Source organism: Candidatus Krumholzibacteriia bacterium (assembly GCA_035268685.1).
Lineage (GTDB): Bacteria > Krumholzibacteriota > Krumholzibacteriia > JAJRXK01 > JAJRXK01 > JAJRXK01.
Genome location: DATFKK010000046.1, coordinates 1 through 16,155 on the forward strand (window position 1 = coordinate 1; position 16,155 = coordinate 16,155).

Annotated in this window: 10 protein-coding genes; 7 read left to right on the forward strand and 3 right to left on the reverse strand. The window is 68.4% G+C overall.

From position 1 onward, the window contains the following. Positions 1–237: 237 nt before the first annotated feature. Complete coding sequence (locus VKA86_05140; GenBank protein HKK70582.1) at positions 238–1,521, reverse strand: 4Fe-4S dicluster domain-containing protein; 1,284 nt, start codon at positions 1,519–1,521, stop codon at positions 238–240. Positions 1,522–1,673: 152 nt separating this feature from the next. Continuing rightward, positions 1,674–1,931: a hypothetical protein gene (locus VKA86_05145; GenBank protein ID HKK70583.1), complete on the reverse strand. Its 258-nt coding sequence runs from the start codon at positions 1,929–1,931 to the stop codon at positions 1,674–1,676. A gap of 261 nt (positions 1,932–2,192) precedes the next feature. Here VKA86_05145 and VKA86_05150 point away from each other — a divergent pair, with 261 nt between their 5' ends. The 7 genes from VKA86_05150 (at position 2,193) to VKA86_05180 (ending at position 15,531) form a co-directional block, all read left to right on the forward strand. After that, positions 2,193–3,518 (forward strand): condensin subunit MukF, encoded by a 1,326-nt coding sequence (locus VKA86_05150; GenBank protein ID HKK70584.1) that lies wholly within the window; start codon positions 2,193–2,195, stop codon positions 3,516–3,518. Then, positions 3,515–4,165: a chromosome partition protein MukE gene (locus tag VKA86_05155; protein ID HKK70585.1), complete on the forward strand. Its 651-nt coding sequence runs from the start codon at positions 3,515–3,517 to the stop codon at positions 4,163–4,165. Before VKA86_05150 ends, VKA86_05155 begins: the two co-directional genes overlap by 4 nt. After that, positions 4,162–8,586, forward strand: a complete 4,425-nt coding sequence (gene mukB, locus VKA86_05160; protein ID HKK70586.1) for a chromosome partition protein MukB — start codon at positions 4,162–4,164, stop codon at positions 8,584–8,586. Before VKA86_05155 ends, mukB begins: the two co-directional genes overlap by 4 nt. Then, the gene (locus tag VKA86_05165) at positions 8,583–9,590 is read left to right on the forward strand and encodes a Wadjet anti-phage system protein JetD domain-containing protein (GenBank protein HKK70587.1); all 1,008 of its coding nucleotides are present in this window, start codon (positions 8,583–8,585) and stop codon (positions 9,588–9,590) included. Before mukB ends, VKA86_05165 begins: the two co-directional genes overlap by 4 nt. A 403-nt stretch (positions 9,591–9,993) precedes the next feature. Then, positions 9,994–11,229, forward strand: a complete 1,236-nt coding sequence (locus VKA86_05170) for a hypothetical protein (protein ID HKK70588.1) — start codon at positions 9,994–9,996, stop codon at positions 11,227–11,229. A 182-nt stretch (positions 11,230–11,411) separates the two neighbouring features. Beyond that, positions 11,412–14,729, forward strand: a complete 3,318-nt coding sequence (locus VKA86_05175; protein HKK70589.1) for a FlgD immunoglobulin-like domain containing protein — start codon at positions 11,412–11,414, stop codon at positions 14,727–14,729. A 187-nt stretch (positions 14,730–14,916) separates the two neighbouring features. After that, complete coding sequence (locus VKA86_05180; protein ID HKK70590.1) at positions 14,917–15,531, forward strand: hypothetical protein; 615 nt, start codon at positions 14,917–14,919, stop codon at positions 15,529–15,531. A 76-nt stretch (positions 15,532–15,607) separates the two neighbouring features. Here the strand turns inward: VKA86_05180 and VKA86_05185 are convergent. Beyond that, positions 15,608–16,155, reverse strand: a 548-nt coding sequence (locus VKA86_05185; protein ID HKK70591.1) for a transglycosylase SLT domain-containing protein, incomplete at its 5' end; no start/stop codon positions are given.

Consider the following 16,155-nt stretch of genomic DNA (forward strand, 5'->3'; position numbering starts at 1 on the left):
CGTTCGGCGACGTCGAAGTGCCCTACACGAAGCTGTTGATCGACGCCGAGGGCCGCGTGCGTGCGCGATTCTCCGCCGCCACCAATCCCCACAGCGCGGAACTCGGACGTGTGCTCGACGATGCGATCGAGAGCGCGCGCCAGCCGGATTCGTCGTAGCGAGTCGTCGCGCCGGCGAACTCGCGCCACCCCCGCGGCGAACGATTCCCCTGCCGAGGTCGGGTCGCCCCGGCCCTCCTCACCCCGCCTCGACCTTCTCGCACAACCTCGCCAGGTACCGCGACCTCACCTGCTCGCTCGCCAGCGCTCTCTTCACCGGCGGCAGGGCCAGGATCGCCCCCAGCACGGCAGCCATCGCCCGATGGCTCGCGAGCAGCTGGTCGTCGAAGACCAGGTTCTGGAGCTTTCCGCGCTCGATCGCCATGAGCACATAGCGATGGGCACTGTTCACGGGTGTGATCACGCGCGCGGCCCGCGGGCGGAGCGAAATCGCGCCCCGCGTGCAGAATCGAACACACACGCCGCATCCGAGGCACGCGTCGTCCGCCACCCGAGCGGTCCGCCGTCGCGGTGCCACGGGGTCGTTCGCCGACACCAGCGTCAGCGCCTCGACCGGACAGGCGTCGACACATCGCGAACACCCGTTGCAGGCGTCCCGGTCGACCTCGGGCAGATGGTTCGTGGTGTGGATCGGACGCATCTCGGCGAAGCGTCGTGCCGCGATCATGGCCTCGCAGCAGCAGCCGCAGCAGTTGCAGATGAAGCTCACGCGCTGCTGGACGTTCTCACCGAACTGGACCAGGCCGTGCTCGTAGGCCCGTTCGAGCAGGTCCTTGCACTCGTGCGCGTCGATCGTCCGGGCATGGCCGTGACGACAGAGTGACTCGGCCGCCGAATTGAAGGTCATGCAGATGTCCAATGGCGCGTCGCAGGCGCGATCGAGGTGGTGCATCTTGTGGCGGCAGTAGCACAGGCCCACGCCGATGTGGGTGGCCGTCTCGATCACCTCGGTGGCGCGTTCGTGGTCGAGCACCTCGAGGGTGTCGTCGCGCGGCAGCATCGGCTCCTGCACGAACACGCGACCGAGCTGCGTGGTGCCATCCGCGAAGAGCGCGCGGACGAAGTCCTCCTCGACGTTCAGGTATTCGTGGAAGAGTTCGCTCAACTGCCGTTGATCGAGGTCGTCGCGGACGCGCATCAGGGAGAACTCGAAGAAGCCGGCCATCGGCGGTGGCAACACGTAGGTCGTTCCGTCGTCGCGGACGACGTCGACCAGCAGTGCGCGACTGGCGAGTTCGTCGAGTACGGTGCGCGCGTCGGCAACGCTCGTCTTCCACGCGCGGGCCGCACGTTCGGCGGTGAACGGGCGGATCGGGACGAGCGACAGCAACTCGGCCTCGCGCTCGTCCATCAGGAGTTCGAGGATGCGCCGCAGGTGTTTCGACGGCGGCGCCCCCTGGGGAAAACGGTTCAGGCGGTCGGTGAAGCGGTCATGACCGTTCTTCAGCGTGTGGTGGGCCACGGAGAATCCTCTCGCCGGGCTCGCCGGCTCGCCGCGACGGTCGAGGCGCACCGGATCGGAAGTCCGACTCCACCCTAGGGGATCGGGCGGCCGTCTTCACGATCGGGAGTTGTGATCTCCTCCGATCGACGGTTTCCGCGCGGCGCGCACCTTCACGGCGCGGTCGGAACCACGAAGTCCTCGAAGACCTCTCCCGTCGGCCCGTGGGTCCAGATCACCGACTGGTAGCCCACCGTCCACGTCTCCACCTCGGCGCCCGACAGATCGATGAAGGTGTCCTGGGCGACGAGGAAAGCATCGACGAGGCGGATCCGCATCTCGAGGACCCTCGTGCCGACGAGGTCGGGGACGTAATGGCGGAACTCGCAGACATCGAGGCGCTCGACGATCTTGATGCTGTCGGAATCCATGGATCGGCTCCGGCGACTCGAGTGCGCGTTCCGGGGGGCGTCACGCGGCGCCCGACGATAGGGCATCCGCCCCGGGTGGGGCAACGGGTGGCCCGCGAGGCCGCCCGGGGTGCTCGTCGGTCCGTGACCGGACCCGGGTTCACCGAGTCTGGGCCCGCCCTCGGCTCGGCGCCGCGTGACAGCACCTCGGTCGAGCAGTATGGTCATACCAGAGGGGAGAATCCTCCCGCCGTTCCACCGACGCCTGCCCATGCCCCCGCGATGACCGCCGATCCGAGTCGTCTGCTTGCCGCGCTCGCTCGTGACCAGGTCAGTCTCGACCTGAAGACGGTCGATCTGTGCTTTCTCGCCGGATTGTACCTCCGCGCCGATCGGGCGGCGCTGGCGTCCTTCGAGGAAGACGTCCTCGTCGACATGTTCGAGCAGGTCTGCGACCTGGTCGACCCGGGAGCGGAAAGGCCGCGCAAACGAGCGACGCATGCGATCCAGCGGCTCCGCGACCAGCGGATGCTGGCCCGGGTGGACGGGGCGGGCATCGTTCGGTCCGGCGAGTACGCGCTGACGCGGCTGGCCGCGGCGGTGGTCGAGTACTTCCTCGCGGACGAGGCTCTCACTCGTGAGAGCCTGACCCTCCTCACCGCAACCCTGCGCGCCCAGCTCGCCGAGATACTCGCGGCCGCCCGTCGCGCCGACACCGAGGAGGCGTGGAATCAGTGGGTCGTAGCACCTCTGCGGATCACGGTAGGCGACCTGGTGGGTGGCATCGAGCGGCGTCAACGAGGTCTCGACAGCCAGCAGGAAGAGGTCCAGGCGGAGATCGCCGGACTCCTGCAGTCGGATTGGTTCGGAGCCGTCGATCGCTGCCAGTCACTGCTCGACACCACGACCGAGACGCTTGGAGAGCTGAACGAGGTCCTCCTGCGCGACACGCACCACTTCGTGGCTCTTCTGCAGGAGATCCAGGCGCTGGCCATCGAGGCGGAGAGGGCCGAGCCCGAGGAGGCAGTCCAGCGAGTGATCGAGCACGTCGACCGGATCGGAGCCTGGGGAGGTGCTCGGCAGCAGGCGTGGTCGGAGTACTATCAGTACGTCCACCGCTATCTGCGCGACGTCGTTCGCCTCGATCCCGACCGGGCGCTCAGCCAACGCCTGCGTGATCAGGTCGCGAACTGGACGTCGCGGCCCTTCCACCTGGTGGTGGCCGCAGCGCCGTCGATCCGGCTCTTGCGTCCGCTCCAGTCGCGGGTCGAGAAGCCGCCGGTCACTCGACCCCGGGCCGACCGCGAGGTGGCTCCGGAGTTCGTGGATCCCGAGGACGCCGGTCTGGCTCTCTCGACACTGGTCGCACAGGCCCTGGAGGCCGGTGCCGTGTCGTTGGCGGAGGTCACGGAGTGGGTGCTTCCCCGTTGCCCGACTGCTTCTCGCTACGCGATCGCCGGGCGCACTGCGGAGGAGCTCGCCCGCGTCGCTCGGCCCCGCAGTGACCGCGAACGATCTTGGCGGCCGGTCGCAGAGGATCTGGAGTTGGAGGACTGGGAGCTTCCCGCGCAGGAAGACAAGATGCTCGACGAGGAGAAGACGCAGTGAAGACGTCCGGTTTCGGGTCCCTCGAGGAGGTCATCGCCGACGAGCACTTTCCGGAGGTGGACCTCGCGCTGCGACGCGGCCGCCACGTGGGACGTGACGACGGTACCGTCTACGACTACCTCGTGGACGCCCTCGACCATCTCGAGCCCTTCTACCGGCGGTTCGGTTGCGAACTCGTGCAGCAGGCGGACGGCTACTTCTATCTCCTTCCCTCGGGGGATCGCCTTGGGCGACGGCAACTCTCGGCCGGGGAGATGCTCGTCGGCCAGACCCTGGCCCTGCTGTACCTGGACCCCGCGACGCTGCAACACGGGGGTGTGGTACGCCGTGAGGCGCTCCTGCAGCGACTCGCCGGCCTCGTGGGAACCGAGACCCTCGTACGGACACTCAATCCGAGACGCAGGAAGTTCGACGAACGCATCGCTGCCGAGACCGTGCGCACGAAGGTGGGCGATGCCCTTCGTCGGCTCGCCGAACTGGGTTTCATCGACGTGCTGGACGACGGGACGATCCGGCTGCGTCCCGCCCTGATGCGCTTCGCCGAGCCGGTCCGCGATCTGAGCGACCGGGACGTCGCCCTCGAGCAGTTGGTTCGACGCGGCGAGGTCGTTCTCGACGACGAGGACGACGAGGAGATCGTGGAATGAGTCGAACGCGCGCGCAGGCTCTTGCCCTCGTCAACTGGAGGGGCGTCTTCTACGAGCGCTACCTGGTCGACCGTCACGTGACAGCCCTGGAGGGGGCGAACGGGGCGGGAAAGACGACGGTGATGATCGCCGCCTACGTCGTGCTCCTGCCCGACATGTCGCGTCTGCGGTTCACGAATCTCGGCGAAACCGGGGCCACGGGCGGGGACAAGGGTATCTGGGGGCGTCTCGGCGAATCGGGACGCCCTTCCTACGCGGCGGCCGACTTCCTCGTCGCGCCCGACCAGCGGCTCGTGGCGGGTGTCCATCTCGAGCGCAAGGGCGAGCCGACGGTCGAACCGACACCGTTCGTCATCACCGGGCTCGCCTCCGAGGCACGATTGCAGGACGTCTTGCTCCTGGCGCAGGGAGAACAGGAGTTGGTTCCCGAGCTGAGCGAGCTGCGCGAGAACGTGGCGCGTGCCGGTGGACGATTGCAGGTCTTCTCCACGGCGCGTGACTACTTCGCGGCCCTGTTCGAGCACGGTGTCACGCCGCTCCGCCTGGGCACTGACGAGGAACGCAACAAGCTCAACGAAATGTTGCGTACGAGCATGACCGGCGGGATCTCACGCACGCTCACCTCGGAGTTGCGATCCTTCCTGCTCAAGGAGGAGAGAGGGCTGGCCAACACCCTCCAGCGCATGAAGGCGAATCTCGACGCCTGCCGGCGTACACGCACCGAGGTGCAGGAGTCACAGCGCCTCGAGCGCGAGATCGGTGGGGTGTTCGAGTCCGGACAGTCCATGTTCGCCGCGGCCTACCTGGCGACCCGTGAGCGCGCCGACGAGCGGCGCCGTCGTCTGGCCGAGGCGGAACACGCCCTGCTGGAGGCGAGGAAGCGACGGGCCGAGGCGGATGATCTCCTCGCGCGCGTCGACGCTCTGCTCGACAGTCGAGGAACCCGCCAGGAAGCCCTCACCCGGGAGCTGGAAGCAGCCGAGGAAGGCCTTCGCCGGCTCGAGCAGGCCCTGGAGGCGGCCCGCGAGGTCGCCCGTCGGCGGGACGAACTCTCCACGGCCGAGGCCGAGGAGGGGAAGGCCGCCGAGAGACGGGCGGGTCGGCATGCGATGCAGGAGCGCTCGCGCGAGGCGGTGCGGCGCTGCCGTGACGACCACAAGCGGGCCAGCGCCGGACTTGCCGACCTTCAACGTGGACTCGACGAACTGCACAGGCGTGCAGCAGCGTACCGTCAGGTGGTCCGCCGCAAGCGCGAGGCCGAACGGTTGCTCGGGGTCGCCGACCTCCCCGTCGACGCCATCGACGAAAAACGGGCCGAGAACCAAGCGGAGCTGGAGCGGGTCGACGGTGAGCGGCGACGGTCGAAGCAGCGGATCGCCGACGCCAGGGAACACCGCCGGGAACACGTGGTAGCCCTCGAGGCGCTCGCCCGGCTCGCCGACGCCACGGTCGATCCGAAGGACGCCCACGGAATCGCCCTCGAACGGCTGCGCCGGTTCCGTGATCTGCAAGCTCTCTCCGAACGTCGCGCGCGCATCGCCACCGAGCTCGACGAGGCCCGGAAACTGGCCCTTCGCCAGGCCGAAGCCCACTCACGGCTCGAGGCTCTGGACCTGTCGCTCTCCGGGACGCGGCCGGCCCAATTGGAGCTGGCAGAGCACCTGGAGGAAACGGAGCGGGAGCGGGAGCGTCTCCTCGAGGGCGAGCGTGAAGCCCTGTCGGACGCCGCGGCGTGCCGGGGAGACCTGGAAGGCCTGCGTGCCCGTCAGGAGGAGCTCGGCGAACGCCGACCGGTCTGGCTCGATCTCGCGGCGCGCGCGGAGCACCTCGCCGAACAGCTCGGGCGCCCGGTGACATCGATGGAGGAACTCCGGGAAGCGCGCGCGCTGGTGGCCCGGCGCCTCACGACCGTCGAGGCCGATCAGGCTTCGCTCACCGAAGAGCGCGAGCGCCTGCACACCGAAGCACGGGAGCTGCTGTCTGCTGGCGGCCCGTTCGATCCCGAGCTGTTGCGGCTCAAGGACGCCCTGGGAGCAGAACTCCTGGCGAGCGTGTTCGAGGACGTGTCGTTGGAAGACGCGTCCATCCTGGAGGCGAGGCTCGGCCCTCTGGTACGAGCTCTCGTGGTCGACGATCCGGCCGTGGCTGCCCGTCAGATCCGCGATCGTCCGGCGTCCCTGAACGAGGTGTGGCTGGTGGGTCGTGACGACGACGCGGTCGGCCCGGACCTCGTCGAGGGGCCGGACGCAGTGGAGCAGACCGACATCGTGGTTCCGGGGGATCGGGCCACCCGCGTCACCCGGATCCCGACTCGCCCCCGACTCGGTCGCCGCGCCCGGGAGCAGTGCGCGGTCGAACTCCGGGAGGAGGCGAGCACCCTGGACACGCGGATCGAGTCCTCGCGGACCGAACGGCGCGGTCTCGAGCGCCTGCGCGAGGACGGCGAGACCCTGCTCGCGAGTCAGTCGATCTGGGCGGAGGGTGATCCCGAACCGGAACTCGCCGTCCTCCGGCGCCGGCTCATGGAGGTGCAGGCGCAAGAGCAAACGCTCCGAGAGGAGGCTCGGCGGCATCGGGAGATCGCGGAGACGCTCGCGCTGCGACTTCGAGCGCTGCGTACTCTGCTTGGCAACGCGGTTCTCCTCGATCCTCCTGACCACGCGCGCCGGCGCGACCTTCTCGAGGAGGAGCACGAGGCGGCCCATGCCGCGCAGGCCGAGACGCGCCGGTGTGCGGATGCGGCCAGGGTGGTCGAGGACGCGCTCGACGCGCTCCGGAGAACCCCTCTGTCGGAGGATGACGTGGCGGATCTCGAGGCCGAACTCACACGTCTCTCCGACGAGAGTGAACGCCTCGACGCGGCGATCGAGGCGATGGAGGCCGTCGAAACTCACGTCGAGGCGCTGGCCTGGGACGACGCTTCCGAACGGCTCGAGGAGCGCCAGTCGCTCGTCCCGGCCCTCGAGGAGCAGCTACGCAGGGCCGAGAGGGCTCTCGACGAGGCGGAATCGGCGGCCGAGATGGCTCAGGAAGAGTACGAGCGGGCCACCGCCGAATGGCAGGATTCCGACGGTCGCCGTCGGGCCGTGGTCGCGGGGCTCGCGACGGCCGAACGTGACCTCGACGCTCTGGGCGTAGCGGATCCGAGCGAGGCGAAGGTGAAGGATGCTCGTCGCGAGCGGGAACACCTGAAGGAGGAGGCCCGGTCGCTCAAGGCCGAACTCGACGCCCTGAACACCAGGAAGGGGCGTTGCGAGGCGGAGAAAGCGCAAGCGGATCGCGAGACGGACCTCGCGGAGGAGAGAGTCGGGGTCGAAGGTCGCGAAGCCGCACCGGCTCTGGATCGCTGGGACCGCTTGCGAGAGGCCGTCGAAGAGCACGGGCTACTCGCTTCGCTCAATGCTCCTGGGGACCGTGCCGTCAGCGAGATACGAGGACACGTGAACCTGGTCCAGGAGGCGCACAAGCAGAAGGCGGTCCTGGTCGAGAGATTACGTGCTGCGCACGGAGCGCAGGAGCTTCTCGCCCGTGTGGACCGAGATCCAGAGGGTGCCGACCTCGCCTTCGCCGACGTCTACCTCGACCTCTGGCTCGCCGTACGCGATTGGTTGCGTCGTCGTCTGCCGGCCCAGGTGGCGGACGTCGACGACCCGCGCGAGGCGCTCTTGCGACTGCGTGACCAACTGACCGGGCTCGAAGAACGTCTGACACGGCAAGAAGACGATCTCCGTGGCGCCAGCGAGGACGTGGCGCGCGGGATCGACGTGCAGATCCGCAAGGCGAGGGGACAGATCCAGCGCTTGAATCGGAACCTCGACGACGTTCGCTTCGGCAGCATCGGCGGGATCCGGGTCAAACTCCAGCCGGTCGAACGTATGGAGCGCGTGCTGCGATCTCTGCGCGAAGGTGCAGTCCAGGGACTGCTGTTCCAGGAGAACCTTCCCATCGAAGAGGCGCTGGACGAGATCTTCCGCCGCTACGGTGGCGGGCGTTCCGGAGGGCCGCGTCTGTTGGACTACCGTGAGTACGTCCATCTGCAGGTGGAGATCCGTCGTCGTGCCGACGCCGATTGGGAGATCGCCAATCCGACGCGGCTGTCCACTGGGGAGGCGATTGGCGTGGGCGCCGCGCTCATGATGGTCGTCCTCACGGAGTGGGAGCGCGACGCGAACATCCTGCGTGGTAATCGCGCGATGGGCTCGCTGCGTTTCCTCTTCCTCGACGAGGCCAATCGCCTCTCGCACGACAACCTCGGTGTGTTGTTCGACCTGTGCCGGACCCTCGATCTGCAATTGCTCATCGCAGCCCCCGAGGTGGCCCGAGCGGACGGGAACACGACTTATCGTCTGGTCCGACGCGTCGACGAGGACGGGCGCGAGGAGGTCCTGGTGAGTGGGCGCAGAACGAGGGCCGACGCGTGATCTGGGACAGCGAAGACGCTCGCCTGGCGCTGCTGGAACTGCTCTCGCGAAGTCGGCTCAAGCGTCGGCGCGCCCAACGCGAGGCCTTCGAAGCCCTCGACGAACTTTCCTGGACCCGGGCCACCGGTCGCCGTGACGAGATCGGCGTGGTGGAAGCGCGCAGATCCGAACTGGTGGACTTGATCGATCGGGCATGGCCGATCTGGCGGGACGTCCTCGCCGACCTGGTTGCCGCGGGACTCCCCCCGACTCCCGAGGGCCACGCGCGGCTCCTCGACCACCGGCGTGCCCGGAGCGTGGCCGACCTGGACGATCTTCCCGAGCGCATCAACCGGCGCACCGCGGCGGCGCTGACGGCCCCGCACTCGAAGGCCTCTCTGACGACGACCAGAAGGGGTGCGCTCGGGACCAGTGATCCGACCCACGACGGTTCGGTCCGCTTGCGTCCGCCCGCGGGGTTGTCGGCCCACACGCCGGCCGGGGGCATCGACCTCGGCGCGACGGCCGCCGTGCTCGGCGAGGTGTCGATTCCCGAACGGGCGTTTCTCGACGGACTCGTTCTCGAGGGCGAGATCCGCGCCGTCCTGCTGGTCGAGAATCTCGGGGCCTGGAGGGATCTCCCCGCGCCGCCGGATTGGTTGCTGGTCCACGTCCCGGGATGGGACACGGCGACGGCCGGTCACCTGCTCGATCGCGTCATCGGCGTCCCGATCATCCATTTCGGCGACCTCGACCCGAACGGTGTTCGCATCCTGCTGAGCCTGCGTCGACGGGTGCCGGATCTGAAGTGGTTCCTTCCGGATTTCTGGCTCCGATCAGCCGATTCCCGTGGGCTCCGGGGTGGTTGGCCACCGGATCTCGATCTCGACTTCGCACCAAGGCCCGTGCGCGAGATGGCGGCACGCGGGATCTGGCTCGAGCAGGAACCCATCGTCCTGGATCCGCGCACCGTAGAGGCCTTGGAGAGCATGACCGGGGGACGGGACGATGGGTCTTCCCGCTGACGCCTCGCCACGGGCCATGTACGCCTGCGGAAGGGCGAGAACACCAATGCGCGCAACGTCAGATGAGCCCGGCGTGGATGCAGTCCCTCGAGAACCGGCAGACCGCTCTCGGCGATGGCGACTCCGCACGCCCACGCGTGGAACGGCCGAGTGACACCTGGGGATGTTCCACGCCGGAAGACCGGACACTTCCGCACCGGAAGTCAGAGGCTTCTCCGACCAACCGACTTCAGCGCGCCGAGACCGACTCCGGACGGTCCCCAACCCTCGCCGGCGGCGCCCCGCCCATGGACCCACGACATCGATCGGACTACGATCGACGCGTCGTCGCGACATCCGTCGAGCCTTCGACCGCCCGGCGCCCCGTGGGCCGAGCGTCCCCCCTGACGCGCGAGGCCCCGTCGTGAACGGACGAACCCCCTCCGGCCTGCTCCTGTTGCTCGCCTCCCTCCTCCTGGCCACCGGTTGCGGAAGCAGCCGGGTGCACCTGGAGCTCGCGCCGGACATGCCGTCCCTGGAATCCATGGAACCCGCGGCTCCTCCCACCCGGGTTCTGGAGGTCAGCGACCGCCGCGGCGCACGCGCCGCCGATCATCTCGGGGAGGCCCGCACGGGGATGTTCAACCGCCACGCCACGGTGCACGCCGCCGAGCCCGTGGCCGAGCTCGTCCACGACGCCGTCCAGCGCGTGCTCGGACCCGCTCCCGACTCCTCGACCGACGAGCCGGCCCCGATCGCGGTGACGGTGAGCGTCGACACGCTGACCGTCTGGGAGAACCACGGTCTCTTCGGGGAGGCCGCCCGCGCCCGGGTCAGCCTGCGCTACCACCTCCTGGAGAAGGAAGGACGCACGCTCTCGGTGCGCGCCCGCGCCGACGTCGAACGGTCGGGTCTGGACGCCACCAGTGTCCTCGACGATGCCCTGGCCGATGCCCTCGCGGCCTGTACGAAGGACTTCACGGAAGCCCTTCTCCGACCGCATGCCGACGATCTCGTCCGTGTCGGACCCGACACACGTCTCGACGTTCTCCGGTCCCTCGCCGCGGACGCAGCGCCGGACGAAGGAACGTCGACCGGATCGACGAGCCCGCCCGACGCTCGCTCCGGAGACAGACCCGCCGGGGCGCGCGAGATCACCGCCGCCTCCAGCGAACCCGGACCGCTCCCCCACCGCGACGAGATCGCCGCCACGGCCCTGGTTGCCGGCGAGGACATCTCCGGAGGCGGCCAACTCGTCTTCCAGCGGATGTTCCAGCCCCGCGAGGGCGCGACCGAATACGGCTTCGGCCTGGGCGCCCGCTACCTCGCCCTCGAGGACACCGATCGGTTCGTGGACGCCAGCATGTTCGGCATCGCCGCGCCGCTGTGGCTACGGGCCTTCCGCGATGCCGAGCGACGCGGACCGTACGTCGGTGCCGCGCTCAACCTGGTCACCGGGAGCGAGGCCATCGAAGGCGTCGACGACGTGAACTACTTCTTCGGTGTGATGCCCGAGATGACCCTCGGGCTGCGTCTCGGAGAGGCCGCGCTCGAGGCCGGAGGCTTCTGGATCGGCCTCGCCGGGTCGGACCTGCTCGACTCGGACCGGGGGCTGCGCCTGGGACTCAACGTACGGATCGGCGGGGATGCGCCGAGCTGACCACGCCACCCCGCATGCACGGCCGGGTTGTGCACGTGAACTCCGCGGCAGTACACTCCAGCGAAGACGGCCCCCGATCGTGGTCGGCCGCGGTGTCCGGGGGAGCCACGTCTTTCGTCGATCGATCGGCGATCTCCTCCACACCTTCGCCATCCGCCCGACGATGGGAAGGGAGGCGAAGCATGAAGCGATCCCTGTCACGGACGTCGTGCCTCGTGATGGTCATGGCCGCCGGCACGGCGATGGCCGCCACCAAGAGTCCCTCGACGGATGTCAGCGAGCTGCACTTCGCGGTTCAGGGAGAGGGCACGGTCCTCTCCAGCGCCACGAGCAGCCAGAGCCTCCTTCTGCGCGAGGCCGCTGGCCCTGACACCTTCGATCTCTACGGCGGTGAGCGGCGTCTCGTCCGCGACCCCGACGGCGTCCCCGGTTCCGGTGACGAGTACGTCGAGGGTAAGTTCGAGGATCCGCTGGGCGTGAGCCCGCGCGGCCTGAGCCCGAACCCGGGCGACTGGACGGGCGTCGACCGGACCGATCAGCCGAACTACTGGCAGGTCAACACGTTCAACGCCGAGAACCTGAACGGCAACGGCGCTGGCAACAACGCCATGTGGTCGGGTCTCGAGGCGGGCATTCCGGCGACCGCGGGCTGGAGCGATGCTCCGGGATACGGCAACAACTGGAACGACGTCCTGCTGTACGAGTCGGCCCCGCTGGCCGACCAGACGGTGGGTCAGACCGTCGACCTCGACTTCTTCTTCAACTACGACACGGAGGTCGGGTTCGACTTCGTGCACGTCGAGTACGAAGTGGCGGGCACCTGGGTCGGCATCCTCGAGATCTCGGGCACCAACAAGGACCCCGTGACCGGTGTCTTCCCGAGCCCGGGTGTGCAGTTCTCGCAGGTGGCCACCGGTTCGATCGTGTACGCGGGGAACGACTACGCCGGCCCGAACGGCGATCAGATCCGGATCCGCATCCGCTTCGAGTCGGACGGCGCGTTCTCGGACGAGGACGGCGACTTCGTGGGCAGCGGCGCCACGCAGGTCGACGACATCACCGTCACCAGCAGCCTCGGCGCCGAGTTCGAGGACTTCGAGGGTGGCGGCCCGTACCTGTGGACCCCGGACAAGGAGCCCTTCGCGGGCAACTTCGCCGACGTGTTCGCTGGCTTCGCTGACATCGATCCGTGCGTCGGGAACCCGACCCCGCAGGTCGGCTTCATCGACTACGGTCAGGAGCCGAACAACGGACCGGGCACCAACGGTCTCGCCAGCACCGGCGGCACGACCTCGGACAACTGGTCCTACGGGATCCCGGGCGGCTTCGTGTTCAACTACAACGGCGGCCTGAGCCTCGGCGAAGTCAACATGAACAACGAGGTGTGGAGCCCCGAGTTCGACTGGGACCTCCCGGGGACCGCCGACGACGGCGCCGACGTCTCGGGTTCGGCCTACTCGTTCACGGTGTGGCGCCACAACCCGCTCGCCAACGGTATCTTCTACGTGTGGCACATCCGCTCGCGCGTGGACGGTGTGTGGGGTCCCTGGGTCGACCGCAACTTCCTGCACATTGGCCCGGGTCAGTACTTCCGCAAGACGAACAACACCACCGACCTGGTTCCGCAGGACGTGGAGCAGGTCCAGCTGGCACTCGGCGGCATCGACCTGGCGTCGAACTTCGGCTTCCCGGGCGCGGACGCCACGCCGGCTCCGTTGTTCGACGACGTGCGGTTCTACAAGTACCGCATCGGCGGGATCAGCATGACCGCCCGGACCATCGATCTGGCCAACGACGGCTTCCCCGTCAGCGGTGAGATCAGCGCGGCCGACCAGGCCTCCCGTGACCTGCTGGACGTGCCCTTCGACATGGCGCGCGACATCAGCTCGGGTGACGTGAACGTTCCCGGGGACTCGGTCATCGTCGACGCCCGTGCTGTGATTGCCGGAACGGCGATCCAGGACCTGCGCATGAAGTGGGCCCTGCGTCTGAACCCCACGTTCGAGAACGCCATTCGTACCGCTCCGGCGCGTGCGAAGGACGAGAACGTGGTCACCGGGACCATCGTCAACGGGTCCGAGGTCTGGACGGGTGAGTCGCTGGCCGACAGTGCCGTCGGCTCGGCGGGGACCGTCTCCGAAGAGACGTTCTTCGTGGACCTGCCCGACGAGGACTTCATGTACCCGGGCGACGTCCTGCACTACTACATCGAGGCCACCGACAGTGACGGCCGCGTGACCACGCTGCCGGGCAACGTCGACGGCTTCGGCCAGTGGGATGCCAACGGTCAGAGCGACTACAACCGCCAGTGGACCGTCCGCGCCCTGCCGACGATCACCGATCCGGCGGGTGATCAGCCGAGCGTGCTGGTCTGGAACGACTTCGGTCGCCGCGGTGGTGAGAACGACTTCGTGAGTGCGTTCAACCAGCTCGGTCTGCTCGAGGGTCGTGACTGGGACAGCTACACGACGCAGGGTCCGAGCTCGGGTGTCTCGAACGGCATCGGTTCGGCCGGTGTGAACAACTCGCTGGGTGATCGTCGTGGCCACGGTGCCACCGCCGATCAGCTCGCGGGCTACAGCACCATCGTGTACCTGTCCGGTGACCTGGGCACCTTCCTGATGAGCGACGGTTCGAACGAGGGTCAGAACGACAAGAGCCCGGATCTTCTCGTGATGACCAGCTGGAAGAACCTCGCCGGTCAGCGGAACACGGTGTACTTCGGTGACCAGCTCGGTTCGGGTCTGCTGAACGACAGCCCGACCGAGGGCGGTACGTACGTGCAGACCGTGATGGGCATCACCGTGAACGGCTCCAACGTCCGTCCGGACATCGGCGGCCAGACGGCTCCGGTCGTCCAGCCGACGGGCAACGTGGCCGGCTTCGACACCGGATTCATCGCCTACGGTGGCTGCCCCGGCCTCAACGGATTCGACGACATCGCGCCGGTCGGCGCCGGGTCCTCGGCTTCGCATGGTTTCGTGGATCCGGGTTCCGGTACGGTGTACCCGGGGATCGCCGCGGGTGTGGTGTTCGACCGTGCCGCCGGCGTCGACCGCAAGGTGGACATCACCTTCCCGTTCGGGTTCGTGTCGCTCTACGACGACGTCTCCCGTGCGGTACCAGGGGTGAGCACTCGCACCCTGCTGCTCGAGGAGATCCTGACGTACCTGGGCGAGAACCCGGGCATCCCGGGTGATGCCACGACCGCTCCGAGCGCTCGCGAGGCCACACTCTCCGTGGCTCCGAACCCGTTCAACCCCAAGACCACGGTCCGCTTCGCCCTGCCCAGGGCGGGCATGGAGGCCAGGGTCGAGGTGTTCAACGTGCGGGGTGAGCTGGTCAAGACGCTGCACGTCGGCGTCGCCCAGACCGCTGATCTGAACCTCGAGTGGAACGGTCGGGACGACCGCGGCTCGAGCGTCGCCAGCGGTGTGTACCTGGTCAAGGCCGTCACCGAGGGCTTCCGCGACACCAGGAAGGCCGTGCTCGTGCAGTAGTCACGATCCGGCTGGGTCGTGGATCCTCGGATCCACGCGACCGGCGGGGCTTCGGCCCCGCCGCCCACCCATCCGGCACCGGAAGGCGTAGAGCCGGCGATTGCCCCGATCGGAACGGTTTGCAACAATCGTTCTCAATTCGTGAGACTGCGCCCGACGTTCACATCGTCATGCAAAGGACGGAAACATGCTTCATCGCACGGTCATGGCCCTCTTCCTCGCGGCGCTCCTTCCGGGAACGGCGCTCGCCCAGGCGATCGTCGTGGGCACCGACTGGCAGAGCGTCACCGCCAGCACGGCCCAGGGCAACCTGAACGGGATCACCGTCGACGTCACCAACATCGGCGTCGCTGGCAACGAGCCCTCCATCGCCGACTTCGACCTCAGCGGTCCGGACTACGATCCGTTCGCGCTGATCGCGAACCAGGAGGCCCTGGACTACGGCTTCGACCAGAACTGGACGGCGACGTTCGGCGCGCCGGTCACCGACCTGCTCCTGTACTGCAAGTTCTGGCGTGGCCCGAACCCCGGTGCTCCGCCGACGTTCCGGTACGAGTTCGATCAGCCCTTCACCATCGTGGCCGGCCTCGGCGCCGCGACCGTGTCGGGCAACGTCCTGCAGTTGCCCACCGGCAGCTTCCACGACGGAATCCTGCAGTTCTCCGGTTCGATCAGCTCGCTGAGCCAGATCTCCAACAACGCCAACAGCGGCTCGCGGCAGGCGCTGACCTTCGGCTTCGCCTTCGAGGTGATCGACAACGAGGCCTCGAGCTTCGGCGCCGTGAAGAGCCTCTATCGCTGACCCGGCGCATCGCGCATCGCCACGTGCACACGAGGCCCCGCCGACCGGCGGGGCCTTCGTGCAGCAGCGTGATGCCTCACTCCTCCTGCGTCGTCACCCGCCCGTTCGATGCCGGCCGTTCCCGCGCCAGGTCGACCGCCTCCTCCGGGCCCACCGTCCGCCGGCCCAGCAGCCGCACCCGGTTGTCGAGCGCCGACACGAAGGCCGGGGTACGATCGGTGGGCACCACCACCCGGTGCTCGCCCTTGGGCAGGTAGGTGGTGCGGAAGCTGGGGTTCAGGCGCTTGAGTTCGCGGTAGGTGATCCCCGCGCTCGCGATGAGGTCCTTGATCGGGACCCGGTTGCGCTGCACGCGGATCTCGAGCGTGTCGCAGGCCACCGGCGCCCAGCCGTCGTCGGGTAGCTCGAGCTGGTAGCGCGCCGGCTCCGACAGCAGGACCTTCGCCGCCGCGGCCTTGAACCAGTAGGCCTCGGTCTCGCGCGGGAGCACCATGTCGTAGTAGTCGCGGGTCACCTGGTGCTCGATGGTCTCGCGCACCCTTCGATCGCCCGAGTTGTAGGCGGCCAGCACCAGGGGCCAGTTCTCGAACTCCTCGTACAGGTCTTCCATGTAATCGAGGGCGG

Coding starts and splice junctions, on each gene's coding strand:
- VKA86_05145 (HKK70583.1), bottom strand. CDS start 1,931: ATGGATTCCGACAGCATCAAGATCGTCGAGCGCCTCGATGTCTGCGAG.
- VKA86_05180 (HKK70590.1), top strand. CDS start 14,917: ATGCTTCATCGCACGGTCATGGCCCTCTTCCTCGCGGCGCTCCTTCCG.
- VKA86_05175 (HKK70589.1), top strand. CDS start 11,412: ATGAAGCGATCCCTGTCACGGACGTCGTGCCTCGTGATGGTCATGGCC.
- VKA86_05150 (HKK70584.1), top strand. CDS start 2,193: ATGACCGCCGATCCGAGTCGTCTGCTTGCCGCGCTCGCTCGTGACCAG.
- mukB (HKK70586.1), top strand. CDS start 4,162: ATGAGTCGAACGCGCGCGCAGGCTCTTGCCCTCGTCAACTGGAGGGGC.